This is a genomic window from Stenotrophomonas sp. TWI587 (genome assembly GCF_039674145.1).
Classification (GTDB): domain Bacteria; phylum Pseudomonadota; class Gammaproteobacteria; order Xanthomonadales; family Xanthomonadaceae; genus Stenotrophomonas; species Stenotrophomonas maltophilia_AY.
Genome location: NZ_JBDJMW010000007.1, coordinates 244,278 through 269,410, shown reverse-complemented (window position 1 = coordinate 269,410; position 25,133 = coordinate 244,278). Strand labels below are relative to the sequence as shown.

General features: G+C 61.5%; 27 protein-coding genes. 7 read left to right on the top strand and 20 right to left on the bottom strand.

The genetic code is table 11. The features are described 5' to 3' along the window. Positions 1 to 163 precede the first annotated feature (163 nt). From ABE464_RS13770 to ABE464_RS13760, 3 genes are read right to left on the bottom strand one after another with little or no spacing between them, the layout of a single operon-like run. The gene (locus tag ABE464_RS13770) at positions 164 to 1,003 is read right to left on the bottom strand and encodes an MBL fold metallo-hydrolase (RefSeq protein WP_346472421.1); all 840 of its coding nucleotides are present in this window, start codon (positions 1,001 to 1,003) and stop codon (positions 164 to 166) included. A 21-nt stretch (positions 1,004 to 1,024) separates the two neighbouring features. Beyond that, a complete protein-coding gene (locus ABE464_RS13765) occupies positions 1,025 to 1,351 on the bottom strand; it encodes a hypothetical protein (protein ID WP_346472420.1) in 327 nt (108 codons plus the stop codon). After that, positions 1,344 to 1,904, bottom strand: coding sequence for a hypothetical protein (locus ABE464_RS13760; RefSeq protein ID WP_346472419.1), 561 nt, complete (start codon positions 1,902 to 1,904; stop codon positions 1,344 to 1,346). The genes ABE464_RS13765 and ABE464_RS13760 overlap by 8 nt, the downstream gene beginning before the upstream one ends. A gap of 158 nt (positions 1,905 to 2,062) precedes the next feature. On the opposite strand from ABE464_RS13760, the gene ABE464_RS13755 reads away from it, so the two are divergent. Continuing rightward, a complete protein-coding gene (locus tag ABE464_RS13755; RefSeq protein WP_346472418.1) occupies positions 2,063 to 2,965 on the top strand; it encodes a LysR substrate-binding domain-containing protein in 903 nt (300 codons plus the stop codon). Between the two features lie 266 nt (positions 2,966 to 3,231). Here ABE464_RS13755 and ABE464_RS13750 read toward each other — a convergent pair whose 3' ends face one another. The 9 genes from ABE464_RS13750 to ABE464_RS13710 all read right to left on the bottom strand — a co-directional run bounded on the left by ABE464_RS13750 (position 3,232) and on the right by ABE464_RS13710 (position 10,747). Continuing rightward, a complete protein-coding gene (locus ABE464_RS13750; RefSeq protein ID WP_346472417.1) occupies positions 3,232 to 5,217 on the bottom strand; it encodes a relaxase/mobilization nuclease and DUF3363 domain-containing protein in 1,986 nt (661 codons plus the stop codon). A gap of 460 nt (positions 5,218 to 5,677) precedes the next feature. Further along, complete coding sequence (locus ABE464_RS13745; RefSeq protein ID WP_346472416.1) at positions 5,678 to 6,277, bottom strand: S26 family signal peptidase; 600 nt, start codon at positions 6,275 to 6,277, stop codon at positions 5,678 to 5,680. Next, the gene (locus tag ABE464_RS13740) at positions 6,274 to 6,831 is read right to left on the bottom strand and encodes a DUF2840 domain-containing protein (protein WP_346472415.1); all 558 of its coding nucleotides are present in this window, start codon (positions 6,829 to 6,831) and stop codon (positions 6,274 to 6,276) included. The genes ABE464_RS13745 and ABE464_RS13740 overlap by 4 nt, the downstream gene beginning before the upstream one ends. Beyond that, on the bottom strand, positions 6,828 to 7,115 hold the full coding sequence (locus ABE464_RS13735) for a chromosome partitioning protein ParB (RefSeq protein WP_198833932.1): 288 nt from the start codon (positions 7,113 to 7,115) through the stop codon (positions 6,828 to 6,830). The genes ABE464_RS13740 and ABE464_RS13735 overlap by 4 nt, the downstream gene beginning before the upstream one ends. Further along, positions 7,112 to 7,750 (bottom strand): ParA family partition ATPase, encoded by a 639-nt coding sequence (gene parA / locus ABE464_RS13730; RefSeq protein ID WP_198833954.1) that lies wholly within the window; start codon positions 7,748 to 7,750, stop codon positions 7,112 to 7,114. The genes ABE464_RS13735 and parA overlap by 4 nt, the downstream gene beginning before the upstream one ends. Positions 7,751 to 8,039: 289 nt before the next feature. Further along, complete coding sequence (locus ABE464_RS13725) at positions 8,040 to 8,888, bottom strand: replication initiator protein A (RefSeq protein ID WP_346472414.1); 849 nt, start codon at positions 8,886 to 8,888, stop codon at positions 8,040 to 8,042. A gap of 26 nt (positions 8,889 to 8,914) precedes the next feature. After that, positions 8,915 to 9,196 (bottom strand): helix-turn-helix domain-containing protein, encoded by a 282-nt coding sequence (locus tag ABE464_RS13720; RefSeq protein WP_014995090.1) that lies wholly within the window; start codon positions 9,194 to 9,196, stop codon positions 8,915 to 8,917. Positions 9,197 to 9,270: 74 nt separating this feature from the next. After that, complete coding sequence (locus ABE464_RS13715) at positions 9,271 to 10,077, bottom strand: DUF2285 domain-containing protein (RefSeq protein ID WP_346472413.1); 807 nt, start codon at positions 10,075 to 10,077, stop codon at positions 9,271 to 9,273. Positions 10,078 to 10,399: 322 nt separating this feature from the next. Next, positions 10,400 to 10,747: a DUF2958 domain-containing protein gene (locus ABE464_RS13710; protein WP_346472412.1), complete on the bottom strand. Its 348-nt coding sequence runs from the start codon at positions 10,745 to 10,747 to the stop codon at positions 10,400 to 10,402. Positions 10,748 to 11,012: 265 nt separating this feature from the next. Between ABE464_RS13710 and ABE464_RS13705 the strand changes: the two genes are divergently transcribed. Further along, a complete protein-coding gene (locus ABE464_RS13705) occupies positions 11,013 to 11,303 on the top strand; it encodes a helix-turn-helix transcriptional regulator (RefSeq protein WP_346472411.1) in 291 nt (96 codons plus the stop codon). 33 nt (positions 11,304 to 11,336) lie between these two features. On the opposite strand, the gene ABE464_RS13700 is transcribed toward ABE464_RS13705, so the two are convergent. After that, positions 11,337 to 11,651 carry a DUF736 domain-containing protein gene (locus tag ABE464_RS13700; protein ID WP_346472410.1) on the bottom strand — a complete coding sequence of 105 codons (315 nt, stop codon included), beginning with the start codon at positions 11,649 to 11,651 and terminating at the stop codon, positions 11,337 to 11,339. Positions 11,652 to 12,257: 606 nt separating this feature from the next. Between ABE464_RS13700 and ABE464_RS13695 the strand changes: the two genes are divergently transcribed. From ABE464_RS13695 to ABE464_RS13685, 3 genes are read left to right on the top strand one after another with little or no spacing between them, the layout of a single operon-like run. Then, entirely contained in the window at positions 12,258 to 12,764 is a 507-nt protein-coding gene (locus tag ABE464_RS13695) for a MarR family transcriptional regulator (protein ID WP_346472409.1), read from the top strand. Beyond that, the gene (locus ABE464_RS13690) at positions 12,761 to 13,537 is read left to right on the top strand and encodes a DNA alkylation repair protein (RefSeq protein ID WP_346472408.1); all 777 of its coding nucleotides are present in this window, start codon (positions 12,761 to 12,763) and stop codon (positions 13,535 to 13,537) included. The genes ABE464_RS13695 and ABE464_RS13690 overlap by 4 nt, the downstream gene beginning before the upstream one ends. Before the next feature lie 14 nt (positions 13,538 to 13,551). Then, complete coding sequence (locus tag ABE464_RS13685; protein WP_346472407.1) at positions 13,552 to 13,890, top strand: DUF6616 family protein; 339 nt, start codon at positions 13,552 to 13,554, stop codon at positions 13,888 to 13,890. A gap of 149 nt (positions 13,891 to 14,039) precedes the next feature. Here ABE464_RS13685 and ABE464_RS13680 read toward each other — a convergent pair whose 3' ends face one another. From ABE464_RS13680 to ABE464_RS13670, 3 genes are all read right to left on the bottom strand, one after another. Next, positions 14,040 to 14,219: a hypothetical protein gene (locus ABE464_RS13680; protein WP_346472406.1), complete on the bottom strand. Its 180-nt coding sequence runs from the start codon at positions 14,217 to 14,219 to the stop codon at positions 14,040 to 14,042. Positions 14,220 to 14,308: 89 nt separating this feature from the next. Beyond that, a complete protein-coding gene (locus ABE464_RS13675) occupies positions 14,309 to 16,393 on the bottom strand; it encodes a ParB/RepB/Spo0J family partition protein (protein ID WP_346472405.1) in 2,085 nt (694 codons plus the stop codon). A gap of 81 nt (positions 16,394 to 16,474) precedes the next feature. Then, a complete protein-coding gene (locus ABE464_RS13670) occupies positions 16,475 to 17,305 on the bottom strand; it encodes a DUF932 domain-containing protein (RefSeq protein ID WP_346472428.1) in 831 nt (276 codons plus the stop codon). Between the two features lie 566 nt (positions 17,306 to 17,871). On the opposite strand from ABE464_RS13670, the gene ABE464_RS13665 reads away from it, so the two are divergent. Both ABE464_RS13665 and ABE464_RS13660 read left to right on the top strand, forming a co-directional pair. Continuing rightward, entirely contained in the window at positions 17,872 to 18,885 is a 1,014-nt protein-coding gene (locus ABE464_RS13665) for an SIR2 family protein (RefSeq protein ID WP_346472404.1), read from the top strand. 9 nt (positions 18,886 to 18,894) lie between these two features. Then, on the top strand, positions 18,895 to 20,628 hold the full coding sequence (locus tag ABE464_RS13660) for an ATP-binding protein (RefSeq protein WP_346472403.1): 1,734 nt from the start codon (positions 18,895 to 18,897) through the stop codon (positions 20,626 to 20,628). Between the two features lie 51 nt (positions 20,629 to 20,679). Here ABE464_RS13660 and radC read toward each other — a convergent pair whose 3' ends face one another. The 4 genes from radC to ABE464_RS13640 all read right to left on the bottom strand — a co-directional run bounded on the left by radC (position 20,680) and on the right by ABE464_RS13640 (position 25,017). Beyond that, positions 20,680 to 21,189 carry a DNA repair protein RadC gene (gene radC, locus ABE464_RS13655; RefSeq protein WP_346472402.1) on the bottom strand — a complete coding sequence of 170 codons (510 nt, stop codon included), beginning with the start codon at positions 21,187 to 21,189 and terminating at the stop codon, positions 20,680 to 20,682. A 335-nt stretch (positions 21,190 to 21,524) separates the two neighbouring features. Continuing rightward, positions 21,525 to 22,880 carry a DUF3526 domain-containing protein gene (locus tag ABE464_RS13650; protein WP_346472401.1) on the bottom strand — a complete coding sequence of 452 codons (1,356 nt, stop codon included), beginning with the start codon at positions 22,878 to 22,880 and terminating at the stop codon, positions 21,525 to 21,527. Further along, positions 22,877 to 24,307 (bottom strand): DUF3526 domain-containing protein, encoded by a 1,431-nt coding sequence (locus tag ABE464_RS13645; protein WP_346472400.1) that lies wholly within the window; start codon positions 24,305 to 24,307, stop codon positions 22,877 to 22,879. The genes ABE464_RS13650 and ABE464_RS13645 overlap by 4 nt, the downstream gene beginning before the upstream one ends. Then, positions 24,304 to 25,017: an ABC transporter ATP-binding protein gene (locus tag ABE464_RS13640; RefSeq protein WP_346472427.1), complete on the bottom strand. Its 714-nt coding sequence runs from the start codon at positions 25,015 to 25,017 to the stop codon at positions 24,304 to 24,306. Before ABE464_RS13640 ends, ABE464_RS13645 begins: the two co-directional genes overlap by 4 nt. Positions 25,018 to 25,133: the final 116 nt, after the last annotated feature.

Below are 25,133 nucleotides of genomic sequence, written 5' to 3'. Positions count from 1 at the left end.
TCTTCGCTGAAAATGCGTTCGCCTCGGGAGTTCAGGCGGCAACAGGCTGCAGGCGCTGACCAGGCGCTTTATTGCGAATAGGGTGGGGTCGGGAATACAGGGGCAAGATCATCAGGCTGCTTGTGCGGGAGGGTGTGCCTGACAGACTGCGCGCGCTTCTCACTCAGGACTCGTAAGAAATCCTGTAGGTATGTCCTGTCCGCTCGACCTGCGCAAACCCGAGTTCGCCCAGGTGCATCCCAGCGATCAGAAGTTTGTCCGAGCTGACAACATCCAATAGTTTTGATCGTGTTTCGGCGGAGAGAATCGGATCTTGGTCGAATGCAATGGATACGTCGGGACGAGCAATTTGGATCTGGGGGAAATGAACGATATCCCCCCAAACCAGCAGACTACGATCATCGGATTCGATGCGATAACCGGAATGCCCTGCGGTATGTCCTAGAAGGGACATGGCACTAATGCCAGGGAGAACTTCGCTATCAGTAAACGTGCGCATCTTCTCCCGATACTGATCGAACACCTTCCGAGCAAACATAAAGTTGCCACGAGCCCGCTCACTCGCTCGGCTGAGGTTGCCATCATCCTTCCAAAAAGAAACCTCACGCTGGTGGACGACTAACTCTGCATCGGGAAAGGCAGCTTCCCCTGACGAGTCAAGCAGCCCCCCAACATGGTCGGGATGTGCATGGGTCAGAAGAATGGTGTCAATGTCAGAGGGCTGCACACCAGCAAGTGCGAGATTCGCTATCAACTTTCCACCCCATTGCTTGAACCCGCCAGCTCCCGCGTCGATGAGGATCGTGCGACCCCTTCCACGCACCAGGTAACAGTTGATGTGAATCGAGGATGGGTCGCTCACGCCTGCGTCCTGCTGCAACTTGGACGCCTCCATAGGATCGATATTGGAGAGAAGATCTAGACTTGCGGAAAGGTATCCGTCACTGATGGCCGTGATCGAAAACTCGCCGATCTGCTGGCCTGGAAATTTCATTTTGTTCATTGCGGCGCTCCTTGCGCGTAATCAGTTCCGCGCATAGATGGCGGGGGCCGGATAGCCGAAGCAACGGATGCGCGCCGTTAGCCCCGTATGACGCTTTATGGCCTCATCCAGTCGCGCCATGAAGGCGTCCATGACCAATGGCGTTCTGAGCGGTTCGAGGCGGTACTTGATTTCCGCGTAAGCAGAATGCCCGCGCCCCTGGCGAGCAGCGACATAGATGACATGCACGTTGTCCAGCGCAGCCTGGAGGACGTCCGTGCAAAGCCGAGTGCATCGTTCGGTGAGTTCCGCCAGATTCGCTTCGGGCGGCATCTTTTCCGCCTGGATGAAGATCGTCAGGTTAGGCATGTTGGTTCTGCCCCAGCGTCTGGGACACTGCGCCATTGCCACTCGTCAATTGCGCGGTCATCGGGGCATAGAGGTGCACGTCCTTCGGAAGGGTTTCCACACTGAGACTGATGGAGCTATTCAGCTTCGCCAGCCACCTGTTTTCAGGAAATTTCTCCAATGCGACGGCCCGCATCAGATCAGGCTTGAGCCCCATCTCGATGAGCGGCTCGGGACCGACTGCGCTCACGATCAGATGGTCTCCTTCACCGATGGCAGGCGCGCGTTCCAGGCCGCCATAAAGATTGCGGTGCCAATCGGTGATGTGCTGCTGCCAACGAGCGAAATTGCCGCCACCCTTCTGGCGGTACTCATCGCCCTCAAGCACGGCCAGACCGTCGATCGAGTGGATGGCAAGGTAGACGGGGCAACCAGCGCTCAACGCCTTGAATCGCTGCGAGGTATGGAACCCGCTTACTGAAATAAGCGCGGGCAACTTTTCCAGGCTGTAGAAATCATTCCACTCTGCTTCGCTGGCTGGGTCGGCAAAGCTGCATTCGACGGTATAGATCATGGATCACTCGCTACCGGACCTCTTGTGCATCTGGCCCTCGTTGTTGACGTTGCATCATGTTATGGCTCCGGTCTCAGCGCATAAAACGATTTATCAGTATGCTTCAGTGACAAAAGATCAAGCTTGACTGGATCGCCATACCCAAACCGAGAACGTTTATGCGAAGGAAGATTCCCAGCAGCACGGCCCTGACGGCATTTGAGGCGGCTGCGCGCCACGGCAGCTTTGCGCGCGCGGCAGAGGAACTGTCTTTGACTGAAGGAGCCATCAGTCGCCAGATTGGCCGGCTGGAGGCCTTCCTCGGGGTTTCGCTGTTCGAGCGGATCGGCAATCGTGTCCGGCTCCTGCCCAACGGGGAGCGCTACGCGGCCCAGGTTCGCGAATCGCTCGACCGCCTGGATCGGGACAGCCAGTACTTGATGGGGCAGCGGAGCGATGGCGCGAGCCTGGACATTGCCACTATCCCGACGTTCGCGATGCGATGGCTCATTCCTCGCTTGACACGATTCCAGCAAAAGCATCCGAACATCACTGTGCATTTGGCCGAGCGCATGGACCCCTTTGTCCTGGCCGGGAGCGGATTTGATGCCGCCATCCATTTCGAGCACCCAGCGTGGACGGGAATGCGGACTCACCAGCTTTTGCATGAAGTGCTGGTTCCGGTTTGCCATCCTGAACTTCTGACAGGACGCAAACGAAAAACCGCACTGGACGAATTACCGCGCCTGCACCGACGACAGAACCCGGAAGCTTGGCTTCAGTACTCCCAGGAGACGGGAACCCCGCTGACCAATCCTGCAATTGGTGCACGCTATGACCTCCATGGAATGTTGATAGAAGCCGCATTGGCCGGCCTCGGTGTTGCGCTAGTACCGCGCCTCTACGTTGAAACCGAACTTGCGCTAGGAAATCTGGTGGCCCCGTGGCCAGAGGGGAAAACCATTTCCAAAACCTTCTGCCTCATCCTCCCCGAGCCCATCGGATTGAGCAGAGAGCCAATACAAGCGTTTGCTCAATGGCTGCTCGACGAAGCGAAAAAGGGAACAACGGTTGACTCGTAGGAAATATTTTTCCTCCATTGTTATCAGATAGACGGGCTTGGGCTTCACCGTCATACCGCACCATGCACGCCGGATGTTTTCCCGTCCTGATGCCATTCGAGTGGTCGAAGGTGGTGAAGCGGTGGTCGATACGCTGTGGCTGATCCATCGAGCCGAATGGCCGCTCCCATCGCGTGCGGCATTTGTCGTCGAGCACCTGAAGCAGACGATGAGGTCGCCCGAAACCACAACGAAGCAACGACCTCGACGATCTTGAGCCGCGATCGTCAGCCGATGGACGGGCCTCGCTGCCGCCCAACCTCCCACGACATCCCGCTACCGCGCACCGTCGCCGCGAGCTGCTGCCCCAGCCGCTGTTCGATCACCGGCCGCCACGGCACCAGGCTGAACCCCATTCCATCATCGAGCATCGCGTAGCGCCCGCTGGCGAGAATAATGGAGCGCCGGTAGGTGCCGACGACGCGCTGGCCGTCTGTGACAGGGCGATGCTCCAGGCCAGTTTCCGCCGCAATGTCCTTGGCGGCCTGTACCAGTTCCCGACTGCGCAACGTGCCCAGCAGGTTGCGGGCAAGGATGACGCGCTGCCCGCGTCGCTCGGCCAGTCCTTGTTCGGCCAGGAAGTCGGCGCGCTGCTGCATGGCCTGCTTGGCATCGCCGCCAAAGCCCAGGTCGCCCAGCCCCTTGCCGCCGCCAATCAACTGCTGATCCAGCCAGGTCGCGCCGATCACCCGCGCCTGCCGCTCGATGGGCAGGTGCGATTTCAGTTCCACCGCCACGCCGCCCAGGCGCTGCGCGTCGTACTGGCGGCCACGCTCGGCCAGGTCGTCCGGCACTTTCCATAGCCCTTCGGCCACGCGCTCCACGATGCCGGCCCGGCGCAACGCTTCCAGTCGCCGGACGTGGGCGGCGACAACCTCCTGCGGGTCGCGTCCGGGCTTGGCCCGGCCCTGTTCGATGGACCGGTGATGGTCGGCACGGTACAGGCCATCGCTCGCCAGCGCGGCGATGTTCTTGTCGGCAGCGCGCACGTCGGCCGACCCCTTCACCTCCACCACCGCGCCCGTGGGGTAGTTCGCCAGTTCGTCGCGGGCGTTGAGCGCGACATAGTGGGCCTTGCCGTCCACGCCGTCGATGACCAGATAGCCCCGGTCGTGCAGCTCGTCGGCCAGCCCCTTCGCGGCGACGAGGCCGATGACGGTACGGCCATCGTCGCCCGGCTCGAACACCGACAGCTCTCGCGGCTGGCCGCTCATGGCCCGCTGCATGGTTCGGATGATGTCGCCGCGCTCGCCCAGGGCGCTCATGGTCTTCTCGGCATCGGCATGGACGGCCCAGGTGCCGGGCTGCACCTCGTCGGCCAGGCCCAGGCGCTGCAAGCGTTGCAGGCGACCGATCAGCAGCAGGCGCTGGCGTTGCAGCCGGGGTTCGTTGAAGCGTTCGATCTGCACCCGACAATCCTCGCCGGCCTCTCGTTGCAGGGTGCGGTCGAGGCTCGTCCACCGCTCTTGCTCCACCTCGCGCTGCAAGGTCTGCTGGATCTCCAGTTCGGTGCGTGGCCCCAGCCATTCCGTCGCCAGTTCGGCGGCCCGATGGCGAAAGCCGTGGGCGATGTAGTCGCCCGCGATGATGAGATCTTTGCCGGTGTCGTCGCGCCCGCGCACGATGAGGTGCGTATGCGGGTTGTCGGTGTTCCAGTGATCGACCGCCACCCAATCCAGCCGCGTGCCCAGGTCGGCTTCCATGCGGTTCACCAGATGCCGGGTGTAGGTGCGCAGGTCGTCCAGCTCGGCCCCGTCCTCGGGCGAGACGATGAAGCGGAAATGGTGCCGGTCATCCGCGCAGCGTTCCTTGAAAGCGTCCAGGTCGGCTTCGTCCACCTGCGGCCCGTAGGCCCGGCCCGGTTCGCCATCGCGGCCTGCGCCGTCGCGTTCGACGTAGCGCAGGTGTTTGGCGAGCGATTGCGGGCTGGCCCGCTGGTGATTGACCAGCAAGGTCTTGATGGTCACGCGCCGCGACATGGGGGTTAGCTTCGCCCCGGCGAAGCACGCCGCCGTGTGGCCGCGCCCGAGGCGCGAGCCGGGGCGCTGGCCGGTGCCTCGCGCCGATGCCGGACGGCGCACCGTGGACTTGCCGCTGCTGGCCTTGCCCGCCTGCTTGAGCACCATGGAAACAAAGCTCTGCCCCTGGCCCTTGCCCCGGTTCTTCGGGGCGCTGGGGCGCACGCGGAAATCGTCGTCGCGGCGGTCGGTCATGGCCGCGCTCCCTGCAAGCTCTGGCGTGCCCTGTCGTGCGAAGCACGCGGACATGCCTGCATTGGCGCGGGACTCGTGCCACAAGCGGCACGGCGGCGAAGCCGCTCCGTGCCGCGCCACCCCCACGTGCAGACAGGCTTTCGACGCGGCCCGGTGCCGCGTCCTTTTGTCTTGCCTTCCGCCTTTGCCCTTCGCTGTCGCTCTGGGCGTCGGCGGCCCGGCGGCGCTGCGCTGCTTGCAGCCAGCCCGCCGGCGAACGCGCAGATGGACGCGATGGGGGCCGCAGGCCGTGCGCGTTCGAGGCAAGACGCCTGCACGCTGGACGGCTGCGCCGGATGTTGCGCGAAGCGCGGCGCGAATGCGCCCGCGCTGCACGCGCGACCACACGGCGGCGGCAGCCGGAACGGCATGCCCGATGGCACGATGAGAGGCACGGCAACGTGCAGCGAATCGGCGGCCATCATGGGCGTGCCTCCAGCCAGACCGGATGCGCGACGCCGATCATGCCGGATGCGCTGACTGGGCCGAAATAGCGGCTGTCGAACGACGCCGGATTGGTCACGCTCAACAGGAACAGCTCGCCCGGTTCGAGGCGGCGGCAAAGCTGCAAGGATGGCAGCGGCCGGCCTAGCCGGTCGGTAGGCAGCGCGGCGGCCGCAGGCACGCCGTCGATGCGTACCTGCCCGGCGACGATGCAAACGTGTTGCGGCGCGACCGCGCCCACACGTTTGAGCAGCGGAACGCGGGTCGGCAGGTAGCCGCGCTGCGCAGCCATCATGGCGGCCCTGTCTGGCAGCGGCACCAGCACGATGCTGTCCACGGACAACGGACGTGGCAGCGAGGCGGTGCGCGGGTCGAACGGGTCGATGCGATACCAGCCGACCGCCACGCTGTCGGACGGGTTGTAGGTCAGACGCGGCAGCGGCGACACGAAAGCCGCCCAGGCCAGCGCAGCGAGGCCGACGGCGGCGAAGCCCGCCAGCACGATGCGAGCGCGTAGGCGCGAGCGAGGAAGCTGCGCGACTTCGGGTGCGCGTGCGGTGCTGGAATCAGCAGTCATGGCAGCGCCCTCCCGGCCAGCCAGGCGGCGTGCCGCTCGGCGGTGTATTCGGGCAGCGGCAGGCGGGCCTCCAGACGGTTGCCCAGCGTGCGCCAGTACGCGGGCGACACGTCGATGGCGGCGATACCCTGCGCTTCGATGTTGTCGATGCGTTCCAACACGGCACGCACCGCGTTTTCGCCTTCGGCGTGCAGCAGCAGGCGTGCGCCCGGTCGCACGCCGGGGATGCGCTGCATGTCGTCCAGCGGCGTGGCGGCTTGCATCACCATGAGTTGCCAGCGGATCGTGCCGTAGTCGTTTGCTTCCCAGCGCACGCGGCAGAACATTGCGCGCGGTAGGAACACCGCGCAGCGCCGCCAGCGGTCGAGCCGCAGCGTGCGCGCCGGCTCGCCGAAGCGCAGGTAGAGTTTGAAGCGCGGTTCGATGTAGGCGAGCGATACGCGAGTCAGCGGCACGCTGCCAGCCTGGCCGGCGAGCGTCGAAAGCGAAGGCGGCGGCGCAGTAGCCGGTGCAGCCGTTGCCGCGTGAGCGGCAGGCGAAGCGGATGCGTTCATGGCGTGTTCTCCCTGCGGTGTTCTGGAAACTCGCGCTCCAGCAAACCGCGCAGCAGGTCGGCCACGGTCACGCCTTGCGTGAAGGCCGAGACCTTTATACGTGCCCGCATGGCAGGCGTGATGTCGAGGGTCAGGCGTGCGGTGTAGAGGTCGCACTTGTTGAGCGCATCGGCGTCGCCTTGGCGAATCCACGCCTCGGCGTGCGGATTGGCGGGCGGACGCGCGCCGATGCCGACCCGCTTGGCCGGGCGTTTGCCGTTGGGTGGGTTGCTGTTGTCGCTCATGACGGCCACCGCAGCAGCTCATCGACCAGCGCGGTGATTTCCTGCGCTGCAGCGCTATCGGGAGCCGTCTCCCGCACCAATCGCCCCGCAGTCACGCTATCGGCAAAGACGATGCGCTGACGCACCTCGCTGCGCAGCGCTGGCAACGGCTGTTCGGCCAAGGCTTGCCGTGCTTCGCGCCCGATCACCGTGGTACTGACGCGCCGGTTGATGACGAAGGCCGCGCGCAGCGCAGGCCGGAACACCTGCGCCTCGCGGATCAACGCCACCATCTCGGCACTGGCCCACAGGTCGTAGGGGCTGGGCTGCACCGGGATCAGCACCCGTTCGGCCGCCAGCAGCGCGGAGCGCGCCAAGGCGGCAATCCTGGGCGGCCCGTCGATGATGACGTGATCGGCGCGGCGGGCCAGCTCTGGTGCTTCCTGGTGCAGCGTCTCGCGTGCAAGGCCCACGGCGCTGAACAGCCGGGGTAAGCCTTGCTGGCTTCTGCGCTGCGTCCAGTCCAGCGAGGAACCCTGCGGGTCGGCGTCCAGCAGCACGACGTGCTGACCACGCATCGCCAGCTCGCCCGCGATGTGGGTGGCGAGCGTGGTCTTGCCGACACCGCCTTTCTGGTTGAGTAAGGCAACGATCATGGCGCGGCCCTCCAGTTTGGAAGACCGGACTGCTTTTGCCGTGCCGAACGGGATGGTTTTTGGAGTTTTTGCTGGCTGGTTTTTCGGCCTGCGGTAGTTGTCCACCGCGATGCTGCTTCTCTATCAATAGTTAGATAATTTAAGTTAGTAATGTTAGAGGGATCGCAAACCCGCTCCGTTACTGGCTTTCCGGCGTTTTCGTACTCCTGATAGCACGATAGGCGTACTCCTGATAGCACGACACCTCTTACTCCTGATAGCACGACCCCATCCACAGCTTGTACCGCTGTTATCCCCGTGCCGTCTGCGGCACGGGCCGGAAGGTCAGCAATTCCATGTCTTCCTCGGGAATCCGCACGATGCCCAGCTCGTACCCCGGCAGCGATTGCCGGGCAACCAGCGCCCGCAGGTCGTAGGCGAAATCCGAAAACCGCGTACTGCTGCCGGACTTGCGGTGCAGATGCCGGAAGTCGAACTGCCAGCCGTATTCCTGCCTGCCACCATGCTTGCGCACCAGGCGGTACAACCAGCGCTCGATGCCGCCCGTGAGTCGGAAGTACGTCGGGTCGATGGTCAGCACCAGGGCGGCATCCAGTACGCCCGCATAGAACCAGTCCGGCAGGATCAGCTCGATGCCCAGCGGCGTGCCGTTGGCATTGGCCAGTTCCTTCCATTCGTTGATCCACGAAAAGCGGTGCAAGCGCCTTCCCGTCGTTTCGCGGATGGATGTGGCTACCGTGGTCGATTGCAGCCGATCTAGCGCGGCCTTGAGACGCTGGTAGTCGCGCAGCGACTTGCCGCGCCCGATGAAGCGCAGGATCTCGTAGGGCGTGGCCTGCATCCGCCGGGACGGCTGGATGCCCGCGTCCTTGGCTTCGACGATCTGGCTGGCGGCCCAGATCAGGATGTCCGCATCCCAGATGGTGGCGATGCCATGCTCCTGCGTGCCTTCCACGCGGATGGTGATGTTGCCGCTGCGAAAGTCGATCGGCGCGGTGCGCCGCGACTTCGCCAGCGAGAAGAACGGATACGCCATCAAGTCCTGAGCATCGCGCGGTGCCATGTCCTCGCCCGGCAGTGCGCGGAACAGGTCGAGCTGTTCGCGCTGCTGCAAGGCGTGCCCTGGTGGGCGGGACATGGCGATGGCCACCGGCGATGCGCTGATCAGCGCGCACGGCTGTCAGCCGAGTGGTGCTCGGCATATTCAGGATCGGAAGTGGTCTCGAAGCTGCGCGTTTCCGCCCAGGCATCGAGGTCAGCCACGGCGTACATGACGCGGCGACCGAACTTGCGAAACTTCGGGCCACCACCGATGACGCGCTGTTTCTCCAGCGTGCGCGGTGACAGGCGCAGGTAGTCGGCGGCTTCATCGTTGGTGAGATAGCGCTGGGGTTGTGCGGGTGTGGCAACGGGAGCGGCGGCAGGCCGCAAGGGAGCGGGTCGCATGGGATGTACCTCCATCAAGCCCAGCCACACAGCGCAGCCGGATGGAGCAGTCTCAAGAAACTTGAGGCTCTTGCTCAGGGACGTTCTGCAGGGGATGCGAAACGTCCCCCCTCATGCGAAGTGACAGCCGGAAGCTGTGCCAGACGGCGATAGCCGCCACGCATCAGCCCATCGCCCCGGCGCACCAGCCGCCGCACGCGGGCGCGCAGAGCGCTGTCGGCGTGCCAGTCGGCGGCAACGGCATCCGCACCAAACAGCCCTTCGGCGACTTCGCGCAAGGACGCACCCGCCAGGGTCGCGTCCAGCGCCTGAAGCGTGTGCAGTTCCAGCAATGCGGACAGCGGCGGACGTGGCCGAACGGTCGCCGCAGGTACGGCACCGGCTGCTACGGCGATCTTGTTCAATTCGCTCGCCAGGGCTGCATAGCGTTCGCAAGGCGAGGCGCAGGCCCGGATGGCATAGGCGTAAGCCATGCCGTCGGCCAGGCCGGGCGCGAGCACGAAGCGCAGGCAGCAGCCGGGCCAGCGCGCCACCAGCACCAGGCGCTTGCCGTCATGGATCAGGTGTTTGTGGCCCGGCAGCTTCCAGAACTCAAAGCACAGAGCATCGGGCGGCGGATCGGCGTCCGGGTAGAGCTGCACTACGGCATCGTGATCGGGGAACCAGGCCGGGTGCGCGTCCCGCGCATCCAGAGCGGGATCTTCCAGCAGGCGCAGCCCCCAATGCCCGGCAGTATCCGGCTGGCGACGACGGCGCAGCCAGTCGTGCCGATAGTCTGGATGACGGCGCAGGTACTCCCAGGCCAGCGCCGGGCCATCCAGATGCAGAACGTAGAGATAGGCCGCCGTGGCATACCACGGCTCGGCACTGCGATCAGCCATGAGGCAACCTCCCTGTGCTGGGGATGCGTCGCCACGGCGAAACGGCGTGCTACGAGGCCATCGTCAAAACGTCATGGGTGAAGCGTAAACTGGCAGTGTCAAGACCGATGAACTCCGATGCGTTGCTGAAATCGTCCGAGTGCGACGGCGGCAACGCACTCCACTGGCATGCCGCGTCGGTCAGCTTGCCGCAGCCCGCGCCAGGCATCATGACCGTTTCGATCTGGCATGCACCGCTTCGGTGCAACACCGCCGATTCAGACCTAACGGGTCACAGACCAGACCGAAATAGACACAGTGCGCCACTGCTTCGCAGTGGCCCTCAATCGGTGATCGAGCCGCTGTCTTCGGCCAGTCGCAGGTATTCCGACAACCGCCGCAGCGGCTGGAAGTAGCGATCCCGCATCACGGGCTGCTGGCGCGGCCCGACGATGGCGGCCAGGTCGGACAGCTTCACCGTTCCCAGTGCAGGCATGCCAATCCCCAAGTCGATCAGGCCGTGGGCAGTATCGCCATCGGCTGGGTCGAGCGAAGCCAGTAGCCAGGTGGCATGCGCATCTGGCGTGAACAGGCGTACCACGGGCAGGGGGTCGGTGTCCTGCCCGGCGGCGCGGGCGTGGCCGTTGGCCAGCAGGCACATGCGCTCGTCGGTGGTGATGAGCGTGGTCATGGCTGTACGTCCACGGACTTGCGGAGCAGCAGAGGCGCTTTCACGCCTTCCAACGAAAGCACCAATGCGCAATCCCACGTATCCGCAGAGATGTAGAGGCATGAAGGCACATGCACGGAAGTCAGGAAAGACACGGATCAGGCTCTCCGCTTTTGAAGAAAGCCGCCAATGCGGATTTCAGTAAAGGCGCAAAAACAGGTGAGATCGGATGAATGAGTTAAATATAACGTGGTTTTAATTGTGCTGCGAATCGACGCTTCTGTCTATGCAGAAGCGAACCGTCCAGCGCGGCCGACCGGCCGGCTCCACCACCTTCGACGCCGAGCTGGCCCAGGCCTTCGGCGCAGCCGTGCGTGTGCTGCGCACGGAGCGTGGCATCGCCCAGGAAACGCTGGCCAACCTGGCCGGCATTGAGCGCTCGCACATGGGCAAGATCGAGCGCGGCGAGCATGCCCCGACCCTGGCGATCATCTTCAAGATCGCCGGTGCGCTGGAGTGCAGCACAGCAGCACTGATGGCCGAAGCGGAAAACCGACTTTCGGCTTCCGAGGCGTAGCGCCCCGCCGCGATGGACGGGGCGCTGCGGCGGTTACGCCGCTTTGGGCTTGCTGCGCGACCAGATCAGGTCGTGTGCGCCGTCCTCGCCTTCGATCAGGCGGGCATAGACCGTTGCAGGGAACGATGGATCGTCAAGGGTCACGGACACATAAGAGCGTCCGGCCTCGCTGGTCTTTTTCCACGCTGCGCCGATGTCGTGGCCAGCCGCTTGCAGGCGGTAGTTGGGTGCGCTCTCGTTGTCACCCTTGTCGTTGGGAACCAGCTTGACCTTGACGTTGAGCGTCAGGGTGCGAAGCGTGCCGGTGAAGCCGTCTTTCTCTGCGGTGAAGGTGCCGATGTTTGCCATGATGAATTTCCTTTCGGTTGAACAGGGTTCGCGCCCATCGCGTCCTGTTGTGATCCGATCGGTGGGGGACGGGCTGGCTGCACCGCTTGCGGGCGCAACGCAGTGGAGCGCCTGGAAGCGAAAAGAATTTGTCCCGCGAGGAATGCGCCCAGCGCAGGGGAAATTTTTTTCGCTGTAAGGTTGCAGTCATAGAAGCCCGGCCACCGCCAGGATTCACAAACAGACAGGACGCCTTGGGCCGACCCGCTCCGAAAGGAGCATGGCCGACTCGGCTCCCCGCGTGACGGCTTCACCGGCTCGTGCCCTGGCAGGGCAAGGACAACGCCCAGCGACAAGGTGAACGCGCCCCTGACGTAGCAGGCGGCCTCTTGCTTGAGGTGTGGCGTGGAAGCTCCATTGCAAGGCCGGGTGGCGTGTCGGTGAACCGTCCTTCGTGACGTGCAGGCGACGAACCGCCAGCGTCGAGGACGGCACGCTTTCGTGCAACCTGCGGCAGCAAGCCGGGGCGCAGCCCGAAAGCCCGGCGGCGCATTGCGCCGACACGGCATAGACTGCTTCAAACATCTCACATATAATTAGCCGCCATACTATATGGCGGCATCAATGATGAATCTGGAACAGAAGTACCAAGCGCTACTGCAAGAAGCACAACGTAGGCAACTCCCCGATGTGGCAAGCATCAAGCTGTGCTTTCAAGCGCTGTCTCTGGCATCGGCGATCGACCGCGACTGTGCCGCGCTGCTGGCCCCGCACGGCCTCTCCGAAGGCCGATTCGTTCTGCTCTTTCTACTCAATGCTGCCAGCGAAGGGATGGCCCCGAATGCGTTGGCCGAACAGGCGGGAGTCACCCGCGCCACCGTCACGGGGCTGTTGGACGGGCTGGAACGTGAAGCCCTTATCGAGCGCCAGGCCAACGCCAGCGACCGTCGCGCCCTCCACATCCGACTGACCCGCAAAGGCAAGCAGGTGGCCAAGAAGGTCTTCGACCAGCACGGCCGATGGATCGCCAGCCTGTTCTGCAACCTGTCCGCCCCGGAGCACCAGCAACTGGCGACCTTGCTTGACAAGGTGGCGACGAATCTCGGCGCGTCCGGGCCGGGAAAGCCCCAATGAGCACGACAGCACCACGCAAGGGCGCGATACGCGCATCCGACATTCCCGCCGATGTGCTGGAGGCACTATCACGCGGGGAACTGCCAAGCGCCACGTTGGCGGAAGGGCTGGCACTCGACCAGACCCGACTGCTGCGCACGGTTTTCCCTCATCTGTCGCCGCAAGCCTTGGCGAGCACGGATGCTGCCTGCCAGCTTGGTATTCTCAAGCGCATGGCAGGTATTGGTGCCGTGCTGTTGGAAGAACTGGGCACCGATGGCATTGTGCAATGCCAAGGACATGTCTCTGATACCGTGCGCGGCTGGGCCTGCTTCATGATTGGCGCGCACCCGGAGCTGGATCTGCCGAACCGACTCACTGCCATCCGGCCATTGGCCGATGACGCCCATTTCGGTGTACGCGAATGGGCCTGGATGGCCGTGCGGCGGCACTTGGTTCAGGAACTGAATGCCGCCATCGCGCATTTGGCGACATGGACAATGGAACCCTCCGAACGCTTGCGCCGCTTCGCCTGCGAGGCCTTGCGTCCGCGTGGCGTGTGGTGCGCCCACATCGGCGCGCTCAAGCAGCAGCCGGAACGAGCACTGCCCATCCTCTTGCCGCTGCGTACCGACTCATCCGTCTATGTGCAGGACTCGGTAGCCAACTGGCTCAACGATGCCGCCAAAGATCAACCCGACTGGGTGCGTGGGCTGTGTGCGCAATGGCAGCAAGGCCAACTCAACGACGCCACGTGCCGCATCTGCCAACGGGCCTTGCGCAACCTGAAGTAAAGGAGAACACCGCCATGTCAAATTACCTCGTCGAACTCTATACCCCCAATGCCGCATGGCGTGAACTACCTACCGGCAATCGCCAGCAGTTTCTGGATGGCATTCAGACCGCGATGGGCGGACTGTCCAGCCTTGGTGTCGAAGTGCTGGCATTGAGTGAAACGGATAGGAGCATCGACCACGCCAGCGAGCACCGATTCCTGGGTATCTGGCGCTTGCCTGACGCTCAAGTCAGAGACGCGCTGCTGGCGGGCATCAAGGCCAGTGGCTGGTATGACTATTTCGACCATGTAAATGCCGCCAGCGATACTGGTGGTTTTAGTACTCACTTGGCTGCACTGGCGGCTGAGTGATGATCTTCCGCCCACTTCGCCGCCTGACCGAAAGTGGCGAAGGGGCGATTTTGGTTTTGAGCCTTGAAACCGGGCGCGGCCACCGCCGCGCCCGGATTTTTGGCATTCCCCGCGCCCAAGACGAAACGGCTTGGGCGCGGGGCTGCTCCCTATTCTTTGGTTTCGATAATCCACCACACGGCACGCGGCAAGGCGCGGCCCGTGATGGGGTGTAGGTCGGTCAGGTCGGCGCGGGCTGTCCAGCCGCGAGGCGGGCGGTAGCCGCGCACGTCGCCAGCGCCATGCCAGCGGCGGGCGCGTACCGTGCCGGGGGCGTAGGTCGCGGCCATGCGGGGCGGTTCGTGGTGTCGTGGCTCATGGGGGGATCCTCGGCATGAAGCGCCCCGGCCGAAACCGGGGCGCTATCTGTGGTGCAAGGTCACGCGGCCAGTGCCTCGGCCTGCGGCTGCTCATCCGCCACGGCGGCGACTTCCTCCGGCTGTTCGGCTTCCTCGTCCGCCGCCACTTCCTGCGCGGTCTGCTGCGTGGCTTCGGCGGCGAAGAAGGCGGGCATCCAGCCGGTGCCATCGGCCAGCCGCTCGGCTTCGCTGGCAATGTCGCCTTTCTTCAACTTCGCCAGCCGGGTGACGTGCGCCGGGGCATACTGCTCCACGGCTTCCAGAATCGCGGCCTTCGGCACATGCTGGAAATAGCCGTCAGCGGTGGGCTTCCACCATGCGGCCATGTCCAAGCCGACAGCCTGTGCCAGTTCCGCGCCGGGCTGCTGCGCCGTAGCGCGGGGCGTCACCACGTCCACCGTGGACGCCACGCACACAGTTAGCAGGCGCACCAGTTCATCCTGCGGCTTCGCCAGCAGTGCGGCGAACAGTTCGGCGCTGTCCTCCGGCAAGGCTTCACCCGCTACCTGTTGCAGTTCGCGCAATGCCACAGCGGCGGGCGATTCCGGCCAGTCAGGGGCCATGCCTTCCAGCCGATCTTGCTGGGTCAGCTTCACACCCAGCGGCAGATCGTGGCCGTAGTGGCTGCCTAGCAAGACAGTCTGCACCATGCCATGCACCAGTGCGGCCAGAGCCACCTGCGGATGCCGAGCCACTTCGATTTGCAGCGCGGCGGTACGGTGGGCACTCAAGCGTTGCGCCAGCCGGTCGGACATGGCGGCGGGCTTAGGGGCGTCGTCGGCTTCCTCGCCGGTGTCGTCGTTCCCGGCTTGCCCCTCGCTGCCGAAACCTTGCCGCAGCCGTTCAAGCGTGCGCAGTGCCTTGGCCTCGGCTTCGCGCAGCAGGCCACGATGAATCACGGCCTCGCCGTTGCGGTCGATGGTGACGATGGCACCGGCGGCAGCTTTGACGGCTTCACCGTAGTCCTGCAAGCCATCTTCCAGCGCCTGCAACTGTTCACCCAGGTGTTCGCCTTCCTCCTGCAAGGCTTCGGCCTTTTCTTCATCGTCGGCGTCTAGGGTGGCATCCACGGCCTCGGCCAGCGCCTGCATCTTGGTTTGCAGCTTCTCGATGCGTTGGGCTTCGCGCTTGTTCGGGCTACGGCGTTCCTGCGGGGCACACTGGAAGGCGTGCAGGTCGGCATGGGTCATGCCGGGCGTGGCATCCACCCATGCCCAGCCTTCGGCCTGCACCTCGGCGGCAAGGCTGGCCAGCTTGTCCTGCGCCAACCGTTCCAGCAACGTGGCATCGGTCAGATACACGCCGCTATCGGCTTCCGCGAACAGATCGCGGCGGGTGCCACCGCCTGCGGCCTCGTAAGCAATCAGCCCAACGAAGCGCACCAGCGGATGCCGGTGGGCATCAATCTCGCGCTCGGTCAGGCGGTCGCGCAGGTTGTGCGGACTGCGCTGCCATGTGGGCGCATCGTAGAACGCAGCTTCCTGCGCGGCGTGGTCGTCGGTGATGGCAAGGGCCATCAACTGGTCAAGGCTCACGGCCTCGGCCCGGTAGTCGGCCAGCAGGCGCGGCGACACGTTGGCAAGTTTCAGGCGGCGCTGCACCACCAGCGGCGTGACGCTGAAATCTGCGGCAATGTCCTCGATGGGGCGGCCTTCGGCCACCAGCGCGGCAAATGCCTCGAACTGGTCGGCGGGGTGCATGGCTTCACGCTGCACGTTCTCGGTCAGGCTGGCTGTGCGGGCGGTGCCATCGGCCACCAGCAGGCATGGCACCTCCCATTCCTTGCTGATGCGGTGCTTTTTCGCCAGCAGCTTGAGGGCGGCAAGGCGACGGCCTCCGGCCACGACCTCGTAACGCTCGCCGTCAGCGGTGGCGGTGACGATCAGGTTTTGCAGCAGGCCGACACGCTGGATGCTGGCGGCGAGTTCGGGAATCGACATGCGCGGGGTCTTGCGCACGTTGCGGCCCGTGGGGCGCGATACCAGCCGCGACAGCGGCACAAGAATCAGATTCTTGCTCGGGTCGGCGGCTTCCAGCAGCACGGCAGGCGCGGCGCTGGCCGTGGCGTGGATGGGTTGGGCTTCGGTGTGGTTGATGGCGTTCATGGTGAAAACTCCTTGCGATGATGGAATGCAGCAGCGAATGACGCGGCAAGGGCTGCTGCCTGCCCCTGCCGCACAGGGAAATCAGGCTTTCAACTGGCGCAGGCCATCGGCCAGCAGCCACAAGGCGCGATTGAGGCGAATATCGGAATCAATGCCCTGCACCGGGCGGGTCTGCTGGCGGCGTCCGTTGGCGCTGCGCCCATGCAAACCGCCTTTGGTCAGGTTCTCTTGGGTGCGGTTGAACACACTCCACAAGTCCGGGCGGCGGTCGTCGAACCGGCGCGGCATCAGGATTTGCGATTCGGTGATGGGTGCGGGCTTGTCCGGGTCGTCGTACTTGAGCGACAACGCGGCGCGGGCGAACACTTCGGCCTCGCCTTCGTCCAGCGTGATGGCCTGCATGGATTCGCGGGACTCCAGCGCACGGTCAAAACCGTGCAGCACCTGATAGGCACCTTCGATCACTTGCCCGGCCACATCGCCCTTATGCGGCACGCGCACATCGGCCACGGTATCGCCGCACACCAGCCCATTGCTGCAAACGAAACGGAACATTCCGGCCAGCATCTGGTAACTGCTGGTGCCGTCGTGCGAGTTCAGCAGGATGATTTCGTTGGCTTCACCTCGGGCGTTGATCTGGCTGGCATGACGCAGCCGGATCATGTGCTTGGTGTAGTCGCGCCGGTCTTCGTGGCGGGTGCGGGTCTGCGTCACCATGAAGGGCTGAAACCCTTCCTTGCGCAGTTCGGTCAGCACCGTGGCGGTGGGGATATAGGCGTAACGCTGGGAACGGCTTTCGTGGGGCGTTTCCGCAAAGATGGACGGAGCCACGCGGTGAATCTGGTCATCGGACAGCGGGGAGTCGCTGCGCAGTACCGGGGAACGGGAAGCAAAACGGGATGCAAGCATGATCTTTCTCCTGACGAAAAGGGTTTGCTGTTCAAACCGCACACCGGATTCCAAGATTCGGAGCCCAGCCTTTCGGCGGTTCGGTGCGGTTGGCACGAGGAACCCGGTTGGCCCTGTTGCCACCGTCTTCCCTGAGTTCATCGCCCGCGACGGTCAGGAGCCCACGAACGTGGGCCGTCAAGGAGAAAAGCGGCAGGTAGGTGCGGCCCGCAGGCGCAGCCGAGGACACGGCCTGGCGCGCCTTGATGGCACGCGGCCACGGGCTACAGTCGCGAGCAAGGTGATGGAGTCAGGAGAGACGGCTGGACATGGCAACGGCCGTCCCTGTGTGCTGAACTGCACGCAAGCAAAGCGCGCAGGCCCGAAGCTGGAAGTCGGGCCGTAGGCGTCAGGGATGTGGAAGGCTGGCGAATGCCAGTCCCGTCAGGGATGAGCGAATAGCGAACTTGGAGCAGCGCGGTCCGCGAAGCGGAGACGCAAGACTCTTCTTGGCTTATTATCTATTTGTGTGTTTCTGAAACCAAAGAAATTTTCCATCTCAGGAATCTAAAAATTGAAGGGGTAGCGCCTTGTCTGATGTCAACTACGAAAAGCAAGCTCAGGACTATTACGGCAAGGCTCCTATCATTATTTTGGGTAGTGGAGCCTCGGCTGCACATGGAATGTCTGGCATGTGGGGGCTTGCGCAGCATTTGATCAGTAAGACTGATGTTTCAGGGTTATCTGATGCTGAAATGGGGTCCTGGGGTATCTTCTGTCAGACGCTGACAGATGGCACGGATTTAGAGGCGGCTCTCCACCAAGTAGCAGTATCTGAAGAGCTGACGTGCAGAATCATAAACGCCACCTGGTCACTTATAAATCATGAAGACTGCAGCATCTTCAAGAGTGGCTTGCAAAATAGCTCGATGTTTCCATTGAGCCGCCTGCTTGAGCATATGTTCAAAACAAGCCTGAAAAAGATCAACATCATCACTACGAATTATGATCGCTTGGCCGAGTATGCATGCGAGCAAAGCAGAATTCATCACTACACTGGTTTCACTCACGGATTTTTCCGTCAACTCGCCACGCCTAATGAATTAACCTGCTCGCGCAGAGTAAACATTTGGAAGGTGCATGGTTCTCTCGACTGGTTTCAGTCTCCGCTAGAAGACACCATCGCCATCTCAGGCGCTCAAGAAATCCCAGAAAGATATAGTCCGCAAATCGTAACTCCCGGAACTCAGAAGTACCAGAAAACGCACCTTGAGCCGTTCCGATCCATCATCAATAATGCCGACGTCGCGATTAATGAGGCGGGCTCATATTTGTGCATCGGATACGGATTCAATGATGAACATATTCAACCAAAAATGATGGCCAAGTGTCATCGACAGGGAGCACCAGTGACCCTAATCACATATTCGCTTTCTGATTCTGCCAGGCGACTTATTCTGGGTGGTAAAGCACAGAATTACCTGGCAATCGAACGGGGGGCGACAAATGAGCAGTCCATTGTTTACTCATCCCTGAACAAGTCTTCGTTTACGGTGGAAAAGAACATTTGGAGCCTTGAAGGCTACTTGTCACTCATCATGTAGAGAGGAAATATGCCGATTTTTAACTTTAGGGATGAAGATGCACTTGGGAAGGTTGCCTCCGTTGACACTACGAATGTTATCGTGGATGTGGAGAATGTCGATCACCTCAAAAGGCTACAGGTCAACCACCTCGCTGTACTTCAAAGCAGTCGGCCTGGGCAGCATCTAATTGGCCTCATCACGCAGGTCACCAGAAAGCGAGGCGCCGAGGATCTTTCTGATGATGGAATCATCGGGCAAAACTCGGAATTAAATTTATGCCGTATTGCACTAATTGGAACTATGCTAGATCGCGACGGTGCCAAGGAAAATGTCTTTCGCCGGACGCTCGAAAGTGTTCCTGAGATAGATGCAAATTGTTTTTCACTGGAAGGCGAAAATCTTACTGGATTTATGCGCACCCTCTCCAGTGTTTCAGCGGATGGGAATGCTCTAACACTTGGGAAATACACACTGGATGAGCATGCGGTAGCCTATCTGAATGGCAATAAATTCTTCCAGCGACATGCTTTCATCGGAGGAAGTACAGGCTCTGGAAAATCATGGACAACCGCCAAAATTATTGAGCAGATGTCTGGTCTTTCTACAGCGAACGCCATTGTCTTTGACCTTCATGGTGAATACGCCCCATTGACAGAGCCAGGAATTCAACACTTTAAGGTCGCAGGGCCGGCAGATGTCGAAGCCAAGCGCACGATCTCTGATGGTGTTCTCTATCTTCCTTACTGGTTGCTATCCTATGAAGCGCTGGTTTCCATGTTTGTGGATCGTAGCGATCAGAATGCACCAAACCAAGCCATGATCATGGCTCGCGAGATCAACTATGCGAAAAGAAAATATCTCGAAGATAATGGGCAGCAGGATCTGCTGAAGCATTTCACTGTTGATAGTCCTGTTCCATTCGATCTCGATTTTCTTATGGGGCGACTGAATTCGATTAACGTCGAAATGGTTGCCGGCGCCAAAGCTGGAACTGAAAAGCAGGGCGATTTCTTCGGAAAGCTCGCGCGTATGATTTCCAGGCTTGAGAACAAAATCTCCGACAGACGCCTCGGATTTATGTTTAATGGTGGCAGGGATGTTCTAGACTTTACCTGGCTTGAGAAATTTGCCAGCGCCGCACTGGGCAGTACAGGGGAGAACGGCAAAGCAGGTATCAAGATTATCAATTTCTCAGAAGTTCCCTCGGATGTTCTGCCCTTGATCGTTTCCCTGGTTGCACGTGTCACATTTTCAGTGCAACAGTGGACTCCATCTGAGCTTCGACACCCGATTGCACTCCTTTGTGATGAGGCCCATCTCTACATGCCTCAACGCAACATGGCAGATTCCGCCGATGATATTTCATTAGACATCTTCGAGCGCATTGCGAAGGAGGGTCGAAAGTATGGTGTCAGCCTAGTTGTGATTAGCCAGCGCCCATCGGAGGTAAACAAAACATTGCTTAGCCAGTGCAGCAACTTTGTATCCATGAGGCTGACCAATGCTGAGGATCAAGGTGTAATAAAACGTCTTCTCCCTGATAGCCTCGGTGGCTTTAGCGATATTCTTCCCACTCTCGACACTGGAGAGGCTTTGGTCGTCGGTGATGCCAGCTTATTGCCAAGTCGCATTAGAATCGACGAACCAAAGAACAAGCCAAATAGTGGAACCATTAACTTCTGGGATGAATGGCAGAAACCAGTCAAAGATCGGCGTCTATTGATTGCCGTTGATAACTGGCGCAAGCAGAACATCCAATAGTAAAAAAAGTGCACATAGACTGGAAAAGGGGGTGCAAAGCCCCCCAGGGCTTCAAATCAGCCCTTGCTCCGCAAACGACAAGGTATTCACACCCGCAACAATGACGTGATCCAGCGCGCGCACCTCCACCAGTGCTAGTGCTTCCTTGAGCCGCGGTGTCAGCACCTTGTCGGCGCTGCTTGGCTCAGGGTTCCCGCTCGGATGGTTGTGCGAGAGGATGACCGCCGCCGCATTGGGCCGCAACGCCTCCTTGACCACTTCGCGCGGATACACCGAGGCACTGTCGATGGTGCCGTGGAACATCTCTCGGTACTCGATCAATCGATGGCGCGTATCCAGAAACAGCACCGCAAAGACTTCATGCTCAAAGCCTGCCAGCTTGTTGCGCAGGTACTCTTTGACCAGCGCCGGGGAAGTGAACTCAGCACCACGCTGCATCTTCAGCTCGATGGCCTGGCGTGCCGCTTCGAGAATTTGATCCACCGACGCCGGCAGGTAGCGCCCTTGGGCATCACGCACCAGCAAAGCGTCATCGAACGAGGAAAAGGACAGTTGCGACATGATCGTGCTCTGGTTGCTCGGGCGGAATTGCCCGGAACCGTGGCCAGCACGGCGCAGCGCAAGCAGTCAGGGGTCAAGGACGGCCACAGGCCGCAAGCGAGCTGGCACGCGCAGCCCTTGACGGCGAGAACACCGTGATACGGTGAAGGGAACAGCAAGACCGCCTACACCCCGCTCAGTCACACGCCCGCCGTTGGCAAGTACGCAGCACGCGCAGGCCCGAAAGGGCCGAAGTGGTCTTGGTGTAAATAGAACGTCGCCGAAGTTGACCGACACAGCCAGATGAAACGAAAGACGGCACCGAAGTGCCGTCGTGATCCTTCTTTCCAGTGGTATCAGCGCAATCGGAATCGCCCAATTCCCAATAGCCCCAGTCCTGCAATCAGCCAACACAGCACCAGCAGGATCAGAGCATTCGCGTTCGGTGCCGTCGCATCGTGTGGCTGCGGCTGGAATACTGGGCGAGCCTGGAAATCCGCAGCGCCAAACGGTCGATCATTGAACAGATAGGGATAGTAGAACTCACGGATCTGTCGATGGAAATCCGCAATCCGATCCTGATATACCAACTGCGCAGGCAGATCGGTGCTGGCAATCTGGTGAAGTGCGGCCTGCGCACCGACACCGGGTAGCAGCCAACCGATGCGATCCGTCCATGCCTGCCGTGATAGCAATCCGCCACGGTAGGCTTGCGCCTGTGCGGCCACGCTTTCATCGCCAACCTGATGGAAAGCAAAGTACCACTTCCAGTGGAACCCCGCCGGCAATGGTGCCGTGTCCTTCCATTCCGGGTGATTCACGAAGAATTGCTGCATGGTCTCTTCGCGCGGGATCTCCCATGCACCATGCACGGCCTGACGTTGCGCCAGCATCAGGTCCACACCCTGATGAACCGGAATGGCACGCACCAGCGCGACGTTGGCCAACGTCGGCAATACCAAGGTCAACAGTACCCATGCGCCCATCAGCGCTGTGGCGTTGGCCACCGAGCGCCAGCCACGGGCGGCAATCAGCAGCGACAAACCAACCCAGAACGCCAGATAGCTGGCCGCCACAACAAGAACCATGCCCAGCTTGTCCAGTGCCGTTCCCGCTACGGCAGCACCAAGCACTACCGGCACAGCCAGGCAGACAAACAGCAAGCCATAGCGCAGCACTACGCGCCGCCGCCAAACATGCGCGCCACCGGGCAGCGACAGCAACAGCCGCAAGCGGCCTGACTGGCGTTCTACGGACACCAGATCGTGCAGCAAAGCAATGACAAACAAGGGCACCAGGTAAATCAGCACAAAGGCAAAATCGAATCGACCCGGCAATGCCAGTTCCGGGTTGAACACTTCACCTTCGTACAACTGCGCTTGCAAGCCCAAGGCACGCACCCTCAACACGTAGGGTGCCGCATCACGTAATCCCATTGCCAGAAACGCGGCATGGGAGGGGGCATCCCAAGTGTTGTAGAAGGTGTAATAGGCCGGGCTTCCGGCATCCCCACCTTCTGCATACTGCGCCGCCACGACCGCCACATCCTGTTCGTGCAATGGTGCCAGCCGAGCAATGGTTTGCTGCTGGCGCTCGATTTCATGCAGGCCCGACCACACAGCCACACCTGTCAAACCCAACAGCAAGAGCAGCGCCACCATAGACAGACGCGAGCGCAGCAACAAACGCCATTCGTGGATCAGCCAGCTCATCGCACAGCCCTCCCGAAACGGCCCGCGTGCAGCCAAGTGGCAGCAATCAAGAGACTCAGCCACAGCAGCAGGATGCCTCCTGCCGGCATGGCACGCTGCAAGGTCTGAATTGCCGTCCTCGGCGAGAACTGGAATGGCGGGAAAGACTGCCAGTGCGTGTGGCCGATGCGGTTTTCCTTGTCGGGATCGGTGTCATCGGCATAGGCCAGCTCTTCCGCCTGCAACTGATTCAAGCGCTGTATCAGGTCATAGCGGTACTGCTCTCCTTGCTCCAGAAAACGGCGGAAACTGTCCAGATCAGTACCGGATGCCGTCATCGACAAGCGTCGCAATGCCAGCGTGGGGCTGAGCCAGCCGAAGCCATCGACCATACGATTTTGCTGCACCTGCCGGTCAAGAGTTGCCGCTGCGTAGCGGTTGAACAGTTCACTGGATTTGCGTTCTCCCTCCATGCCAACCAGTCCTTTGAAGTTGACCGGCAAGTCTTCAATTCGTGTAACGCCGTACTTCTGGAGCACCTTGTAGCGGAACGCGGCAAACTTCGGATCATCGGGATTGTGCGCATCACCCAAGGCTAGATACTCACGTTCGACGTGGATCTCGTTTTCGAAGCGGGTTGGCAGTGCGATGGCCGTATTCGCCACATCCGGTACCCAGCGTGGCAACAGAATCACCATCACCGCCCAGACCGCCAGCAATGCGAGCAGTGCATCTCGGCTTCGGGAAAATAGACTAGATACCAGCACGACCATCAGTACCCAGAGCAGAACCCATGCGGTGTAACCAGCCGACAATAGCAAGGTCGGCAGCCAGCCAGTCTGACCGCTGAAGGCAAGCCACATCAGAGCCAGCACTACGGGCAGCAGCACCAGGCCTGCAAAGCCAGACAATGCCAGCCCTTTGCCCAACACGAGCTGCCGACTGCCAACGCCTTGTGCCAGCAGTATCCGAAGGGTGCCGGACTCGCGTTCGCGCGCCACCCCCGCATGGCCGACAAAGACCAGCAACAACGGTACCAACATCTGCAAGACGAAGGCCGGGGTCAACTGGCCAAAGCGCAACAGCAAAGAGGACTGCCGCACATCACCAAAGTTGGCACTGTTCTGACGATGCGCCTCCAGAAAGAGGGTGTTGCCCGTGTAGGCGTCAATGCCGGGATCAAACGCCGCTAGAGAATTGAGCGGCCTGAACAGGAAGTGTCCATAGTGCGCCACCCGATGCGGGTGCCGGTCGGGCTGGGCCTCGAAATCATGATTGGCTTGCGCCTGGTAGCGTGCACGCTCGGCATTGGCATTGCGCTGGTGTTCCCAGGCATTGAAGGCCGCCACCAACATCAGCACGGTAAACAGCGACAAACCTATGAGAGCAACACGGTCACGAAACAGGGATCGCCATTCTTCGCGGGCGATACGCAACGCAACCGTCATACGGCATGCTCCACCTGTCCGGCATAGCGGCGATGGAGGGTACGTACATCAAAGCGATCATCCCCGGTGGCAGCCACTTCCTCCACCAGTCGGCCAGCATCGAGGAACCCGATGCGGTCAGCCACATCAGCAGCACTGAGCAGATCGTGCGTCACCATCAGGATGGCAACGCCTTGCTCACGCAAGAGGCCCAGCAAGCGGTTAAATTCGGTGGTGGCCTGCGGGTCCAGACCGGACGTCGGCTCATCCAGCAGCAACGCAGGCACCTTGCGCGCCAGCGCCAGCGCAATGGCGACCTTCTGGCGCATGCCCTTGGAGAACCCACCGACACGGCGATCGAAGGCATCCGGGGCCAGCCCCGCTGCCGACAGTGCCTGGTCGATCACGTCACGTCCCGCGTTCTGGCCCGCCAGATCAAGCAGGTAGGCAACATTTTCCCGCGCACTCAGGTGCTCGTAGAGAGCGACGTTCTCGGGGATGTAGGCCAGATGGCGGCGTGCCTGGGCAGGCTGTGCAATGGGATCGACCCCTTGCACGCGAACCTGACCGGCACGCGGAGCAATAAAGCCCAGGAACAGGCTCAGTGTCGTGGTCTTGCCCGCGCCGTTGGCACCGAGCAAGGCATAAATCTCGCCGGGGCGGATATGCAAATCCAGTTGCTGGACAATGGTCTTGTTGCCGTAGCTGGCAACAACAGCACTGGCATCCAAGACATAGTCGTTGCTGTCAGCGACGGCAACGGGTACTGCTTTTTCTTCGGTACTCAAGCGCAGAGCCTTTCTATCAAATTTGGATGTCATGTGGCGCACCGCTTCAAACGACGAAA